The sequence below is a fragment of the Stenotrophomonas sp. STEN022 genome (assembly GCF_056760155.1).
The window spans coordinates 21,887-36,844 of record NZ_JBRREG010000041.1 but is presented as its reverse complement, the minus strand read 5'-3'; the positions used below and the strand labels follow the sequence as shown (position 1 = coordinate 36,844).

Here is a 14,958-nt window from a genome sequence, read left to right as displayed (position 1 = left end):
CCTCTCTCTTTACCTGTCCTCCCGCGCGGCTGGGTTAAATTACCACCCCCGCCCGCCGGCCCTTGGCCCCCCACTACAAGAAGCCCTCAGCGCATCGCCTTGGCGTGATGCGCGATGTGATCGCCGATGAAGCTGCTGATGAAGTAGTAGCTATGGTCATAACCCGGCTGCATGCGCAGCTGCAACGGATGCCCGGCAGCCTCGCAGGCGGCCTGCAACAACTGCGGGCGCAGTTGGCTCTCCAGGAATTCATCGGCGCCGCCCTGATCAATCAGCAACGGCAGCTTCTCCTGCGCATGTGCGACCAGCTCACTGGCGTCATACGCCTTCCATACTTCGCGGTCTTCACCCAGATACGCAGCAAATGCCTTCTGTCCCCATGGCACCTGCGAGGGTGCCACGATCGGCGAAAACGCCGACACGCTACGATAACGCCCGGGATTCTTCAGGGCGATGGTCAAGGCACCGTGGCCGCCCATCGAATGCCCGCTGATTGCGCGCACATCGCTGGCGGCCGGATCGGCTTCCACCCAGGCCGGCAGCTCATCGACGATGTAGTCGTACATGCGGTAGTGCCGCGACCACGGCTCACGGATCGCGTTGAGGTAGAAACCCGCGCCCTTGCCCAGGTCATAGCCCTCGGCATCGGCTACTGCGTCACCGCGTGGGCTGGTATCCGGCGACACCAGAATGATGCCGTGCTCGGCCGCATAGCGCTGAGCGCCGGACTTGGTGATGAAGTTCTGCTCGGTGCAGGTCAGGCCGCTCAGCCAGTACAGCACCGGGCAGGGGCCGTGCTCGGCCTGTGGCGGCAGATAGACGCCTACCGTCATCTCGCAGCCCAATACCTTGGATTCGTGCCGGTAAACGTCCTGCCAGCCGCCGAAGCAGGCGCGGTGTTCGAGTCGTTGCATGGTTTGGAATCCTTGGTATTGAGTTGCGTGATGCTTGCGACTGAGAAAACGCCAGCTTCGCGGCTTACGCCGCTCCTACAAGAGGGGCCGGGATCAGTAATGGATGACCGAGCGGATCGACTTGCCTTCGTGCATCAGGTCGAAGGCTTCGTTGATCTTGTCCAGTTCCATCGTATGGGTCACGAACGGCGCGAGCTCGATGTCGCCCTTCATCGCATCTTCGACCATGCCCGGCAGCTGGCTGCGCCCCTTCACACCACCGAACGCGGTGCCCATCCACTTGCGACCGGTCACCAGCTGGAACGGGCGGGTGGAAATCTCCTGCCCTGCGCCGGCCACGCCGATGATCACGCTCTGACCCCAACCACGGTGCGCGCATTCCAGCGCCGCACGCATCACGTTGGTGTTGCCGATGCATTCGAAGCTGTGGTCCACGCCCCACCCGGTCATCTCCACGATGACCTGCTGGATCGGCTTGTCGTGCTCCTTCGGATTGACGCAATCGGTGGCGCCGAACTGCTTGGCCAACTCGAACTTGGAGGGATTGGTGTCGATGGCGATGATGCGGCCGGCCTTGGCCTGGCGCGCGCCCTGGATCACCGCCAGGCCGATACCACCCAAGCCGAACACCGCGACGCTGTCACCTTCGGCGACCTTGGCGGTGTTGTGCACGGCACCGATGCCAGTAGTGACGCCGCAGCCCAGCAGGCAGACGTGCTCCGGGTTGGCTTCCGGGTTGACCTTGGCCAGCGATACTTCGGCCACCACGGTGTACTCGGAGAAGGTCGAGCAGCCCATGTAGTGATAGATCGGCTCGCCGTTGTACGAGAAGCGGCTGGTGCCGTCCGGCATCACGCCCTTGCCCTGGGTGGCGCGCACGGAGGTACACAGATTGGTCTTGCCGCTCTTGCAGAACAGGCACTCGCCGCACTCGGCGGTGTACAGCGGAATGACGTGATCACCGGCCTTCACCGAGGTGACACCCTCGCCCACTTCAACCACGATGCCAGCGCCTTCATGGCCGAGCACGCACGGGAACAGGCCTTCCGGGTCGTCACCGGACAGGGTGAAGGCATCGGTATGGCAGACGCCGGTATGGGTGATCTTGACCAGCACTTCGCCAGCCTTCGGCGGTGCGACATCGATCTCGACGATCTGCAAAGGCTGGCCCGGACCAAAGGCAACGGCGGCACGTGATTTCATGGGTTTTCTCCTGCGGGAATGACGAAAGACGACGCAAGGCGCCGCCGGAATTACTTGAGATATGAACGGATCAGGCTGGACATCTCGGCAACGCGCGCAGCGCGCTGCGCCTCGGAGCGCGCCGGCTGCCCGAACTCCTCGCGCAGGTGCGCCTCCATCACCTCGGACATCAGCCCGTTGACTGCACCGCGGATGGCCGCGATCTGCTGCAGCACCGGATTGCAGTCGGCGCCGGCCTCCAGCGCACGCTCCAACGCATCGCACTGGCCACGGATACGTTTGACCCGGGCCAGCACCTTCTTCTTCTCTTCGGGGGAATGCGGCATGGCGGCGCCCATATCCTGTACTGGGGGATAGTATATTTTGCAGTTCTGGAAAATGCCAGTCGACCGGGTTCCCAAGCGATTGGTGGCCATCCCGCCGTACGTGAGCACCACTATCAACGGTGGCTTTACGCGCCATTGCCTGCTTCAAACCGCCGATTCAGCCCGGACAGGCCCGGCGCTGCGTTCGGGCCGGCTGGACCTGGCTATCGCGCATTGTCCGCAATGCCGGGGCCGGCCAGTTGCCGCGCCTTCCCCCCATGAACCGCTGGATGATTCCCGCGTCACTCAAGTAGTCTTGGCAGGACAATCCAGGCATCACCAACTTGAGCCAACAAGTCGACAAAAGCCCCTGCCTTCCATTGAAGGTAGCCATTACCGAAGACGACGCGGTGCTGCTTGAACGCGTCCTGCTTCCCGGCTTGCGTGACTATGGTTTCAAGGTAGACGGCTTCAATGACGCCACCGGGCTCTACCGCGGCCTGCTGACCCAGCAGTTCGACGTGGTGATCCTGGATATCGCCTTGCCAGGCGAGGATGGCTTGAGTATTGCGGCGCACCTTCGCCAGATACAGCCCGGGCTTGGCCTGGTCATGCTGACGGGAACGGAGAGCCGGGACAACCACCTTCGGGCGATGCTCCAAGGTGCGGATGCCTACCTGTCAAAGCCTGTCGACATCGACATCATTGCGGCCACGCTGCACAGCCTGTCACGCCGTCTTGAGCGCACCCCAAAGGGCGCCAACAGCACCGATGCCCAGGACGGCAATGCGCGCTGGACCTTGGCATCCGATGATTGGTGCCTTGTGCCCCCCTCCGGGCGGATCATCGCCCTGACGACCCCAGAACGGGCACTCCTGGGCCTGCTCAATGCCAACCGAGGCCAGACGGTCGAGAAGGAGCGCTTGATCGAGGCATTGACAGACAATGCCTCGGACTTCGATCCGCACCGTCTGGAAGCCCTTGTGCACCGGATCCGCCGCAAAGCCGCCACTGCTGCCCCCGGGTCACCGCCCCTGCCCCTGTTGTCTATCCGCGGAAAGGGCTACCTGCTCGCTACCTGAGTCCGTCGAACATCAGGGCGGAGAGACCAGCGGAAGCAGTATCTTCACCGTGCTGCCCTGTGCTTGCCGGGCAGCAAGTTCAACGCTTCCACCCGCCTCAAGGACCATGTCCATCACAACCGGCAAGCCCAGGCCGGTTCCCAGGCCAACAGGCTTGGTGGTGAAGAACGGATCGAACGCTCTTGCACGAATGGCCTCTGTCATGCCGTGGCCGTCATCCTGCAGGGTAAGCGAGACCCACGCGTCCCCTTCCCGCTCGGCTTTGACCTGGAAAGTACCCGCTCCGGGAATCGCATCCCGCGCATTGGCCGCGATATTGAGGATGACCAGCCCGAAGCGATCAGCATCCATGCGCACCGGCAAGGCCCCCTCACCGCAGTCTAGCTGCAGCCGCACGCGACTGCCAAAAAGTTGCTTCAGCATCGGCGACAGCTCACCGAGCGAAGCACGCACATCAAAGACCTGCGGGTGCGCCACATCCTGCCTGCTGAAGTTCAACAGCTTCCTGCTGATGGCCAGGCCTCGCTTGGCAGCGAGCTCGACGTCCTCCAGCGCGCCGTAGAGTGCGGTCGCCCCCTTGTCTGCGAGGCGCTCCCGCTGCCCGGCCTGGCCCAGCACTATTCCGAGCACGTTGTTGAAGTCGTGTGCCACGCCGCTGGCAAGACGCCCGACAGCTTCCATCTTCTGGGCATGAATCAGCTGCTCGCGCGTGCGTTCACGCTCGGCGACCTCCTCCTGGAGCCGGGTATAGGCCAGCTCCAGTTCGCGACCACGGGCATTGGATTCTTCCAGGCTGTTACGCAATGCCGCCACGGTCCGATCCAGGACGATCGCAATGATCAACCAGATACCGGCCAACGAAACCGCCTTGCCGACCCCCGCGACCGACGCCGCGCCACCTCCGAGCATTGCCCGCAGGTAGTCCGCAAGAAGTGTCGCCGCCAGGATCGCAACGCAGGTCGCGTATGTGATCCACAAGGTCCGCCGCCCCAGGACCAGACCGGCGAGCGCCAGCAGGATCATCGGCATCGGATCAAAGCGCAGACCGAGCATTCCGGTCGCGGTGTAGATGACCGCCATCGACAACAACACCACGCTGAGGAACAGGTGCATGCCATGACGGAAACGCCCCGTTCGGATCAACCACACACAGGCCCACGCTGCCGACGTCATCAACAGGTCTGTCGTCAGGTCAGCGAGCATGGCGCTGCGGGGCGGCAAGTCAACCGACCAACGGCCGCTCAGCACCGCATAGAGATACAGCGACTTGTTGAGCGGGATGAAAACCCCAAGGAAGATCAGCAATACCTGCAGGAACGGCGCATTGCGCCGATCGACCGGATCCTGCACCGGGATATCTGAAAGCCAGCGCTGCACCGGCCTGAAGAGAAGTAGCTGTTTGATAAGAATCTCCCCGCACCTGGTTTAGCCGCGGAACAGGTCCCAACCGGCGTCCGCCCCTTTCGGCATTCCTCATCGCTTCTCACCCGGACCGGTGAAAAACGGTGCGTGTATTCCACGATCCACTTTTGTAGCTTACGTCCAAGACCTCCTTCCTGCCGTGAGGAAGTGGCCCATACGAGGAACAAGGGTTGTCGGCGACACCGACGTTTCCACGACTGCATTGCCACAGTTGAACACGGCTTCACGCAACGCACACAAACCAAGACCTCCCAACGAAGCCTGCGGCGCTCCACGGAAACTCAAGATCCGTCGCGCCAAAGATATCCGGGAGCCCCCCGAAACGTTCTGGAGCTTGCCACCGGCCGGCCCGCGAGCTGGCACCGGAAGTCCAATGGGATACCAAACAACCTTCCTGGATGGATGCGCCTATGCCCTGCGACCTCCATGGATACTGGTTTCACTTTTCGGGTCGACAAGGATGAACGCCAGACATCTTCTCCCCAACTACCGCCTCGAATACGCGCTCCGGGTCAACCTGATGAAGCATGCAAGCATCGATCAACTGAAAGTCCTGATTGATTCTCTGGACGATATTTCGCTGAACATAAGCGGCCGAATTGAAGTCCTCCAGAAGATCAGGCAATCGGCTGCCAGCTTCTACATCAATGGCTCGAACAACTCCGTCGACCATTGCAACCGGATCGACGCGATGGTGCTGGAGGCGATTGAAGTTGCATTGCTCCCTTTCGAACGGGAGCCGTTTGGTCATTCCTGCGCCGACCCTCTCCCCGCTGCGGAATATATCCAGCCATAGCACAGGTAACACGCATGCTTTCTCATGAAACCGGTGATGAATGATGAGCATCCTGACCACCGCAAAGCAACGCCAGGACTCCGGTGATCCGCGTCACGTGCGACGGCAGAACTGGGCGCTTCACCACCCGCAAACAGGCTGCCGAACGCGCGATCTCCCATCGCAGTCCGCCGGGTTCCGCCCCCAGGCGCCGCAACCTACAGAAACGAACTCCCGGTCGGTCATGCCCAAGAATCCGCGTCTGGACAACGAAGCGAATCTCCTCATCGACAGGATCACCCGATGCCTTGCCGAAGCCAGGCAGCTGGACCCTGCAACTTCCGCACTGCTTGAGGATGTGGCCGCTCATCTGCAACAGGTTCTGCTCGCCGGTCCTGCGCAACGGCCATGTCCTCCACTGCGCGTGAGAACCATGCGCGAGCTGCAACCGGTGCTGACCGCACTCAGGGAACGATGCATCAGGGAAGCAGCTACAGCTGCATTGGGAGCGGCTGCCGGCCCCTGGCTGAGTGCCGCCGAGACCCAAGCCGGCGCCAGTCGTCTGGATGTCTCCAAGGAAAGCCGTACGCAGCTTCTACGGATGCGTGCGGCATTGAGCAACGCCAAAGGTATTCATCGACGGTGCCATAACCGTTGACGAGTCCACGCGCATCTCCCGTCTTTCAGGGAATGCCCGCGCGTGAAATCCCCCGACCAACGTCGAAGCCAGTTCCCAGACCAGAGGACCATCCACATGACTGACCATTCCCTGAAAAACAAAGTCGCGGTTATCGCAGGCGGCGGCAAGAACCTCGGCGCCTTGGTGGCCCACCAGTTTGTCGATGCAGGGGCCCGCGGGATCGCCATCCACTACAACAGCGACTCCTCGAGAACGGATGCAGAGAGAACGGCCGGCGAACTGAAAGCCAAGGGAGCGGACGCCATCCTGTTCCAGGGTGATCTGGCGGTCGTCGCCAACAATGTGCAGCTGTTCGACAAGGCCAAGGCGCATTTTGGCCAGGTCGACATTGCGGTCAACACCGCAGGCGTGGTGATCAAGAAGCCTATCGCCGAGATCACCGAGGCGGATTACGACAAGAGCTTTGACGCCAACGCCAAAGCCGCGTTCTTCTTCATCCAGCAGGCAGGCCGGGTACTGGCCGATGGCGGCAACATCGTCACCATCGTCAGCTCGCTGCTGGCCGCCTACACGCCGTTCTATGCAATCTATCCCGGCAGCAAGGCGGCGGTTGAACATTACACGCGCGCGGCCTCGAAAGAGTTCGGCGACAGGGGAATCTCGGTCAATGCCATTGGGCCAGGCCCGATGGATACCCCCTTCTTCTACGGCCAGGAGAAGCCCGATGCAGTGGCCTATCACAAGTCCGCGGCAGCACTGAGCAAGTACAGCAGGACCGGGCTTACCGATATCGAGGACATCGCCCCCATCGTCAGGTTCCTGGTGACGGACGGTTGGTGGATCACCGGGCAGACGATCTTCGCCAACGGCGGCTACACGACTCGGTAAGCCTTCAGCGAAGAAGGGTGGTTGCGGAGACGGAAGCGCGGGGCGGTGCAGCACCGCTTCCGCCCGCGACCGACGTAATGCCGGATGGAGGGCCGGAACGGGGCCCGGTACCGGCACGATCACCAGTGACACGCTCATGGCCAATAGATTCCAATCAATCCTGGATGCACAGCAACAGCATTTCCTTACCGACGCGACCAAGCCGCGCGGCTGGCGCATCGACCAGCTTGAGCGCATGGAGCGCATGCTGCGCGACCACCAGGATGCGTTCTGCGCCGCACTCTACGAGGACTTTCGCAAGCCTTCGTTCGAGCAGCTGTTCGAGATCACCGTTCCGCTTGGCAACATCAACTACTACCGGGAACACCTCACGGCGCTGATGGCGCCACGCAGGGTCGCGATCCCGGCAGGGTTGGAAGCAACCGGAAACAGCGGCCTGATCCTGAAGGAGCCCTACGGGCCAACCCTGGTGATCGGCCCATTCAATGCCCCCATCCTGCTGCTGCTCGATCCGGCCATTGCCGCCTTGGCCGCCGGCAACCCCGTTGTGTTGAAGCCCGCCAACACCACGCCAGCCACCGCCGCGCTGTTCCAGCGACTGATACCGGACTACTTTGAAGCAGAAAACGTCGCCATCGTCACCGGCGGGCGCGAGGAAATCGCGGCCCTGCTGGAACTGCCCTTCGACTTCATCTTCTTCACTGGCAGCTCGACCGTCGGCAAGGTCGTGATGCGCGCGGCGGCCGAGAACCTGACGCCGGTGATCCTGGAACTGGGCGGACAGAACCCGACCATCGTCGACGAAACCGCCAATCTCGACATTGCCGCCGACCGGATCGCCTGGGGACACAACGCCATATCCGGCCAATGGTGCATCGCGCCGGGGTATGTCCATGTGCACGAAAGTGTGGCCGATGCGTTCATCGAGAAGCTGAAGGCAGCCACCGTCAGGATGTACGGCGACGATCCGCGACAAAGCCCCGATTTCGCCCGCATGATCAGCGAACACGAAGCGCAACGGGTGGCGTCCTACATCCTGGCCGACAAGGTGGTACACGGCGGGCGGTTCGACATTCCGGAGCGCTATGTGGAACCAACAATCCTGTACCCGTCGAGCTGGGACGACCCGGCACTGCAGCAGGAAGTCTTCGGCCCGGTCCTGCCGATCCTGCCCTACACCGACCTGAAACAGGTCATCGCCACCATCAAGCGCAAACCCAAGCCACTAGCCGCCTATGTCTTCAGCAAGAACCAGGCCCACATCGACCATGTACTTGGCAGCCTCGCGTTCGGGGGCGGCTGTGTGAACCAGACCAACCTGCATTGCTGGATCGACAGCCTGCCTTTCGGCGGGGTCGGCTACAGCGGCATGGGCAAGTACTACGGCAAGGCCGGGTTCGAAGCATTGAGCAACACCAAGGCCATGCTGATCGGGAATCCCGACCTGGAACTGGATGTGTTTCCACCGTACGGCGGCAAGGACGTCGCAGGGAGTCTGAGCGTATTCTCCTCAGCGCAGACGCACCGCCAGGCGGGGCCAAGCCCGGCCACGCCTGAACCCGTTTCCAGGGAGAAGTGAGCATGCATGTCGTTCTGGTAATCGTTGGTGGCCTGGTTCTTCTTGGCCTGTTCCTCCTGTTTGGCTGGCTGTGGGCCGCCACCACCGCCGGCATGGCATTGGCAGCCAAGGCGTTCATTCCGGTCTGGCTGGTGGTTGCAGCGATCAACATGTGGGTGGGCGTTGCCCATGCCGGGTACAGCTTCCGTGAAGAGTTGCCCATCCTGGTGCTGGTCTTCGCCGTACCCGCGATCATCGCCTGCGTCGTGGCATGGCGGCTCTCGCTGTCATGAAGCCTGCGACGACCGACGTGCCTAGCGCACAATTCCCCAGCCATCCGCTGCTGCGTCGTCGCGACGGGCACCACGCGCGCGTGACCTACGAAGAGCTGTTCTTCGACCTGGTCTATGTGTTCGCGGTGACGCAGCTCAGCCATGAGCTGCTGCACAATCTCACCGTTGCCGGCGTGGTCGAAACGCTGATCCTGTGGTTCGCGGTGTGGCTGGGGTGGCAGTACACCTGCTGGGTCACCAACTGGTTCGACCCGGAGACGCCGCGCATCCGCGGCTTGATGTTCGTGACCATGCTGCTTGGGCTGGTGATGGCCGCGAGCATTCCCATGGCGTTCGCCGACAGAGGCCTGGTATTCGCCGCTGCCTATGTGGCAATGCAGGTGGGTCGAACCGCCTTCATTGCACTGCAGTTGCCGGCCGGCCATCCGCTGGCGCCCAATTACCGGCGCATGCTGGGCTGGCTGCTGATCTCGGCAGTGTTCTGGTTGTCCGGGGCGATGGTGCAGCATGAGGCACGCGCACTGTTATGGCTGCTCGCCGTGTTGTGCGAATACGTATCGCCGATGTTCGGCTTTGCCCTGCCTGGCATGGGCCGCTCGCACACGCGGGACTGGACCATCGAAGGTGGCCACCTGGCCGAGCGCTGCCAGCTGTTCGTGATCGTGGCACTTGGCGAAACCCTGCTTGCCAGCGGCGCCACGCTTGCCGGTGCCGCTGAATGGGATGTCCCGGTCGTGCTCGCATTGCTGGCCACCTTCCTCGGCACCTTGGCCATGTGGTGGCTGTACTTCGGCACATCGAGCAAGGATGCGACCAAGGCGATTTCGCACTCGGACGACCCCGGCCGCATCGGCGCGTACTTCCACTACGTCCATGCCATTCTCATCGCAGGTGTCATCGCCTCGGCGGTCGGCAACGATCTGGTGCTGGCACATCCACACGCCCATCCGGCCACCGCACAGATCGCAATCCTGCTGGCCGGGCCCGCGATCTATCTGCTCGGCAGTGCCGCCTACAAGCGAATCGTCTATGGCGCCATACCTATGTCCCACCTGGTTGGCGCACTGCTGTTGCTGGCGCTGGTCCCGGTTGGCCTGTTTGCAGACATGCTGCTGATGGGCTGGCTGACCACCGCGGTCGTGTTGATCGTGAGCGTCTGGGAAGCACGTCGGCTTCCACGGAGGCGCAGCGCAGAGCAGGATTGAATGCGTACGCATTGGAGCGCCGCACGAAGGCATCGTGCGCAAGATCTACGGCGTCGGCGGTGTTGCCTGGCCGATGCCCAAATCAGCTGCCCAAACAGTCGCAATGATCGGCGTACAGGGTTGCAACCTGTCGACGTGCAGTGGACTCGATTGCAGCCACAATCCCTGCCGATGCAAATCATCGAACCAGGTCAGCAGCAAGCATCCTTCCGGTCATTGACCCGGCTGCATGTTCCTCCCCGTTGGAATCGCGGGCCGACAACTGGCCTGAGTTGCCCCGCCTGCCCGCACTGCCACAGCAACGCGCTCTACTACCGCCGCCCCAATCCCCGCAACATCAGATCCAATGCAGCCGCGCATTTGCGCAGACGGACATCGGCATCAGCCCCTTCCGCTATCCAGAACGCAGCCTCGGCCAAACTGCCGTAGATCAGCGATGCCAAGGCCTGCGCGTCCACGTCGGCGATCACGCCATGGCGAACCAGGTCCTCGATCAACCGCTGCATCGAGTCCACGCAATGCCGCTGCGAGTCCAGCGATGCCCCGCCAAGCACAGCGCGCGCATCGCGCAGGACGATGCGCTGGATCTCCGGTTCAAGCGCCATGTCCAGATAGGCCCGGCAGCGCTGCTGGAAGCCCAGCCAGGGATCGCTTGCGGCGGTGCTGATGGCCTGCAGCCGCGCATCGGTTTCCGCATCGATCTGCTCGACCACCGCGGCCAGCAGGCCCTTCTTGTCCCCGAAGTGGTGGTACAGCGCGCCTCGGGTGAGCCCAGCCTGTGCGGTCAGCTCATCCATCGATGCATCCGCATAGCCGCTCTCGGCGAAAACGCGGCGGGCAGTGGCCAATAGCAAGGCGCGGGTTGCCTCCATTTCAACGCGGGTGCGGCGGACCACGGCAATCTCCTTTCGTACGCTTCGTATGTTTATTTACATTCACGGCGTATGTATATAGCCTTTTACATACACCTCGTATGTATTGTTGCGGCCGGCCGATGCCTTGGCAAGCCGCTGCGCTCCGGAGACCTCAATGGCCAACGCTTATCGCGCCCTCTTCACTGCACCCGGTACTTCCGGCTTCGTTCTGGCCGGCCTGTTGGCCCGGCTGCCACTGCCCATGACCGGCATCGGCATCATCACCTTGCTGGCGCAGCTGCGCGGCAGTTACGCACTGGCCGGCGCGGTCTCGGCCACCTTTGTGCTGGTCTATGCGCTCGCCTCACCACAGATCTCGCGTTGGGTGGATCGCCACGGCCAAGCGAAAGTCCTGCCGTTGGCGTCGGCCGCCAGCGTTGTCGGCATGCTGCTGCTCCTCCTTGCCAGCTACTGGCAGGCGCCGGATTGGCTGCTGTTTCCCTGCGCCGCGCTGGCCGGTTGCATGCCCAGCATGTCGGCGATGGTCCGGGCCCGTTGGACGGCCCTCTACCGTGGGCAGCCGCAACTGCAGACGGCCTACTCGCTGGAAACGGTGTTCGATGAAATGAGTTTCATCGCCGGGCCACCGCTGTCGGTTGGCCTTTGCGTTGGCCTGTTTCCGCAGGCCGGCGTGCTGCTGGCCGCGCTGCTGCTGGCCGTGGGCACGGCTGCGCTTGCAATGCAGCGGGCAACGCAACCGCAGCTGGTTCCGCATGCCGGAGTCAAACCCAATCGGTCGGTGATGGCGATAGCGGAGGTGCGACTGCTGGCGCTGCTGATGGTCGCAATGGGCATGATCGTTGGAACCATCGACATCACCAGCGTGGCCTTCGCCGAACTGCTCGGCCAGCCCTTGGCAGCCAGCATCGTGTTGTCGGCCTATGCCCTGGGTTCCTGCGCGGCGGGACTGGCTTTTGGTGCGCTGAAATTCGATGCACCGTTGCATCGCCTGCTGCTATGGGGCGGCACCGCGACTGCGCTGACCACACTGCCATTGCTGCTGGTGACAAACCTGCCAACGCTTGCGGCAAGCGTGCTGCTGGCCGGCATTTTCTTCGCGCCGACGATGATCGTGGTGATGTCGCTGGTCGAGCGCGCCGTGCCGGACCAGCAACTGACAGAAGGCATGACCTGGTTGTTGGCCGGACTGAATATCGGCGTGGCGCTGGGTGCCGCAGCAACCGGGCAGTTGGTGGATCTCGCCGGTGCCCAAGCCGGCTTCGTCATCAGCGTGGGGGCTGGTGCCGCAGTGCTGCTGCTGTCGCTATGGATCGTCCGACGCCTACGGCCTTGCGTGCAGCACACCGCCGACGCCTGTTGATACCAGCAGCACCCCAACCGTTGGAACTGACCATGCAAACCAACTCCCCCACGGCAAGCGCCGTGGCCCATCCGTGGTTGGCCGTTGTGGCCGTCGCCCTGGCAACCTTTTCGGTAGTGACCACCGAGATGCTGCCGGTCGGCCTGCTCACGCCCATCGCCCGCGACCTTGGCACGTCCACTGGCAATGCCGGATTGCTGATCTCCGTACCGGCCCTGCTGGCAGCGCTGTTCGCGCTGCTGGTAGTGCTTGCCGCAGGTGGCATCAACCGCCGTTACATCCTCTGCGCGCTGCTGGCCCTGCTGGCGGCCGCCAATGCCGCATCCGCATGGGCGCCGAACATGCAGTGGATGCTGGCTGCGCGATTGCTGGTAGGCCTGTGCATGGGCGGGATCTGGGCAATCGCCGGTGGGCTGGCAATGCGATTGGTATCTCCACAACGCGTGGGGTTGGCCACCTCGATCATCTTCGGCGGTGTCGCCGCCGCCTCCGTGCTCGGGGTTCCGTTGAGCGCATGGGTTGGGGAGATGTTCGGTTGGCGCGAGGCATTCGTCGGTATGGCGCTGCTGAGCACGGCGGTGCTGTTGCTTCAGCTTGCCGTGATTCCCTCGCTACCCGTCTCGGCATCGGTGCGGTTGCGCCACTTCGTCCAACAGCTGCGCAATCACCGCGTGCAGCGTGGGCTGGTCCTGACGCTGTTGCTGGTCGCCGGCCACTTCGCGGCCTTTACCTTTGTCCGGCCACTGCTCGAATTGGTATCTGGTGTGAGCGCCACATGGATCGGTGCGCTGCTGCTTGCCTATGGCGTCGCCGGCATCGGCGGCAATTTCCTGGTGGGCGTCCTCGCTCCTCGCAACGTGTCCGCCACGGTAATGGCCATTACCGCAGGCCTGCTTGCAACGGCTGTCCTGTTCCTCTGCATCGGCGACACCCCGATCATGGGAGGTGCGCTGCTGTTGCTCTGGGGCCTGGCCTACGGCGGGGTATCGGTTGGGCTGATGACCTGGATGATGCAGGCAGCGCCACGCGCCGTTGAGGTAAACAGCGCGCTGTATGTGGGGGTGTTCAACACGGGTATCGCACTCGGCGCCTGGGGAGGTGGGCGAGTACTGGATCAGCTTGGCCTCAGCGGAAATCTCTGGATGACCGCACTGCTCGCAACCGGTGCACTGCTGCTGTGCGCCGTCAGCGTTGATCGTGGCGGACGTCGGAACGCGCAGGACGATGCTTGAATCACCAACGCGCTGGCTGCTGCTCGTCGCCCGCCGCTCAATACGCCACCTCATGCCCGCCGCCGTTTCCTTGCCTCGCACATGACCTCCGCACCTTGACGAAAGATTGGTTTTCTCAATACTTCGCCAATGCTGAGCCAACACTTCCTGTTCTTCTTTGCGATGCTCGGCGCCTTCATTGGCACCGTCCTCGCATCGTTCCTGTGGTGGCGGGCCAAGGGCGAGCCCAGCCAGCGCTGGCTGGCGCTGCTGATTCTGGTCGTAGGGATGCGTACCGGTAAATCGGTCGCCTATTACTTCTGGCCGGACATTCCCCGGGTGTTCCTGCAACTGGGTTTGACCGCCTGCTTCATGATCGGGCCGTGTCTGTTCTTTCTGATGCGTTCGAGCCTGGCCGGTACTCCCGGTCCACGGCTGGCAGACCGCTGGCACCTCAGCACGCTGCTGGCCATTGTCATCGGGGTGAATGTATTCCTGCCCTACACCGGCCATCCCGAGCTGTGGCTGCATACCATCACCCCGGCCATCCAATATGTCTGGCTGGGCTACCTGCTATTGGCCAGTGGACTGCTGTACCGGCACCGCGCCCAGCTCAAGGACACGCCCTCCGGCGCGTTGCTGCTGGGAGCGCTGCTCAGCGTGTGGCTGATCTGGGCCGCCTATTTCACTGCCGGCTACACCTCTTACATCGTCGGCGCGCTGTCCTTCACCTTCACCCTGGCGGCGAGCGTGCTGGTCTACCTGCGCCTGCGTTCCGGCCAGGCACCGATCGAGCCCTACCAGGACCGACGGATTTCCGAAGACGAGGCAGCACCACAACTGCAGGCCTTGGCCGAGCTGATGGCCCGCGAGCGCCTGCACCTCGACCCCGGCCTGACCCTGCCCCGCCTCGCTCGCCGGCTCGGCATTCCACAGACCCGGCTGTCGCAGCTGTTGAACGACAACAAGCAGACTTCGTTCAAACAATACCTGACGCAGTTGCGTGTCATCGAAGCAAAAGCACTGTTGCTGCAGCTGCCGCCAAAGCCGCTGGAGCTGGTCGCCGAGGAGGCTGGCTTCCAATCGATGTCCACCTTCCACGCCGCCTTCAAAAAGCTGGAGGGCCGCCCCCCAGGGGCGTTCCGCGCCGCTGCCGGGAACTCCTGAAATTGATTCCAGCACTCCGGAATTGCGTAGCAAGATATTGATTTAAAAGGGGAGATATAA

The 14,958-nt window shown here is 62.8% G+C and carries 15 protein-coding genes; 10 read left to right on the top strand and 5 right to left on the bottom strand.

Features of this window, described 5'->3' with window-relative positions; translation table 11 throughout:
* Positions 1-86: 86 nt before the first annotated feature.
* From fghA to ACVOMF_RS10535, 3 genes are all read right to left on the bottom strand, one after another.
* Entirely contained in the window at positions 87-914 is an 828-nt protein-coding gene (fghA, locus tag ACVOMF_RS10545; protein ID WP_481509239.1) for an S-formylglutathione hydrolase, read from the bottom strand.
* A 93-nt stretch (positions 915-1,007) separates the two neighbouring features.
* Positions 1,008-2,117 (bottom strand): S-(hydroxymethyl)glutathione dehydrogenase/class III alcohol dehydrogenase, encoded by a 1,110-nt coding sequence (locus tag ACVOMF_RS10540; RefSeq protein ID WP_481509238.1) that lies wholly within the window; start codon positions 2,115-2,117, stop codon positions 1,008-1,010.
* 50 nt (positions 2,118-2,167) lie between these two features.
* Entirely contained in the window at positions 2,168-2,443 is a 276-nt protein-coding gene (locus tag ACVOMF_RS10535; protein ID WP_296251374.1) for a metal/formaldehyde-sensitive transcriptional repressor, read from the bottom strand.
* A gap of 323 nt (positions 2,444-2,766) precedes the next feature.
* Between ACVOMF_RS10535 and ACVOMF_RS10530 the strand changes: the two genes are divergently transcribed.
* Positions 2,767-3,504 carry a response regulator transcription factor gene (locus tag ACVOMF_RS10530; protein ID WP_481509237.1) on the top strand — a complete coding sequence of 246 codons (738 nt, stop codon included), beginning with the start codon at positions 2,767-2,769 and terminating at the stop codon, positions 3,502-3,504.
* 12 nt (positions 3,505-3,516) lie between these two features.
* On the opposite strand, the gene ACVOMF_RS10525 is transcribed toward ACVOMF_RS10530, so the two are convergent.
* Positions 3,517-4,854: a sensor histidine kinase gene (locus ACVOMF_RS10525; RefSeq protein ID WP_481509236.1), complete on the bottom strand. Its 1,338-nt coding sequence runs from the start codon at positions 4,852-4,854 to the stop codon at positions 3,517-3,519.
* A 532-nt stretch (positions 4,855-5,386) separates the two neighbouring features.
* Between ACVOMF_RS10525 and ACVOMF_RS10520 the strand changes: the two genes are divergently transcribed.
* From ACVOMF_RS10520 to ACVOMF_RS10495, 6 genes are all read left to right on the top strand, one after another.
* The gene (locus ACVOMF_RS10520) at positions 5,387-5,722 is read left to right on the top strand and encodes a hypothetical protein (protein ID WP_481509235.1); all 336 of its coding nucleotides are present in this window, start codon (positions 5,387-5,389) and stop codon (positions 5,720-5,722) included.
* Between the two features lie 43 nt (positions 5,723-5,765).
* Positions 5,766-6,359, top strand: a complete 594-nt coding sequence (locus ACVOMF_RS10515) for a hypothetical protein (RefSeq protein ID WP_481509234.1) — start codon at positions 5,766-5,768, stop codon at positions 6,357-6,359.
* A gap of 96 nt (positions 6,360-6,455) precedes the next feature.
* Positions 6,456-7,229, top strand: a complete 774-nt coding sequence (locus ACVOMF_RS10510) for an SDR family oxidoreductase (protein WP_481509233.1) — start codon at positions 6,456-6,458, stop codon at positions 7,227-7,229.
* A gap of 136 nt (positions 7,230-7,365) precedes the next feature.
* Positions 7,366-8,808, top strand: coding sequence for an aldehyde dehydrogenase family protein (locus ACVOMF_RS10505; protein WP_481509232.1), 1,443 nt, complete (start codon positions 7,366-7,368; stop codon positions 8,806-8,808).
* A gap of 2 nt (positions 8,809-8,810) precedes the next feature.
* A complete protein-coding gene (locus ACVOMF_RS10500; RefSeq protein ID WP_282268735.1) occupies positions 8,811-9,080 on the top strand; it encodes a hypothetical protein in 270 nt (89 codons plus the stop codon).
* Positions 9,077-10,285, top strand: a complete 1,209-nt coding sequence (locus ACVOMF_RS10495) for a low temperature requirement protein A (protein WP_481509231.1) — start codon at positions 9,077-9,079, stop codon at positions 10,283-10,285. Before ACVOMF_RS10500 ends, ACVOMF_RS10495 begins: the two co-directional genes overlap by 4 nt.
* Before the next feature lie 311 nt (positions 10,286-10,596).
* On the opposite strand, the gene ACVOMF_RS10490 is transcribed toward ACVOMF_RS10495, so the two are convergent.
* On the bottom strand, positions 10,597-11,181 hold the full coding sequence (locus ACVOMF_RS10490; protein WP_481509230.1) for a TetR/AcrR family transcriptional regulator: 585 nt from the start codon (positions 11,179-11,181) through the stop codon (positions 10,597-10,599).
* Positions 11,182-11,314: 133 nt separating this feature from the next.
* Here ACVOMF_RS10490 and ACVOMF_RS10485 point away from each other — a divergent pair, with 133 nt between their 5' ends.
* The 3 genes from ACVOMF_RS10485 (at position 11,315) to ACVOMF_RS10475 (ending at position 14,898) form a co-directional block, all read left to right on the top strand.
* Positions 11,315-12,520 (top strand): MFS transporter, encoded by a 1,206-nt coding sequence (locus ACVOMF_RS10485; RefSeq protein WP_481509229.1) that lies wholly within the window; start codon positions 11,315-11,317, stop codon positions 12,518-12,520.
* Between the two features lie 32 nt (positions 12,521-12,552).
* Positions 12,553-13,752 carry an MFS transporter gene (locus tag ACVOMF_RS10480; RefSeq protein WP_481509228.1) on the top strand — a complete coding sequence of 400 codons (1,200 nt, stop codon included), beginning with the start codon at positions 12,553-12,555 and terminating at the stop codon, positions 13,750-13,752.
* Positions 13,753-13,881: 129 nt separating this feature from the next.
* Positions 13,882-14,898, top strand: coding sequence for an AraC family transcriptional regulator (locus ACVOMF_RS10475; protein WP_481509227.1), 1,017 nt, complete (start codon positions 13,882-13,884; stop codon positions 14,896-14,898).
* The last annotated feature ends 60 nt before the right edge of the window (positions 14,899-14,958 follow it).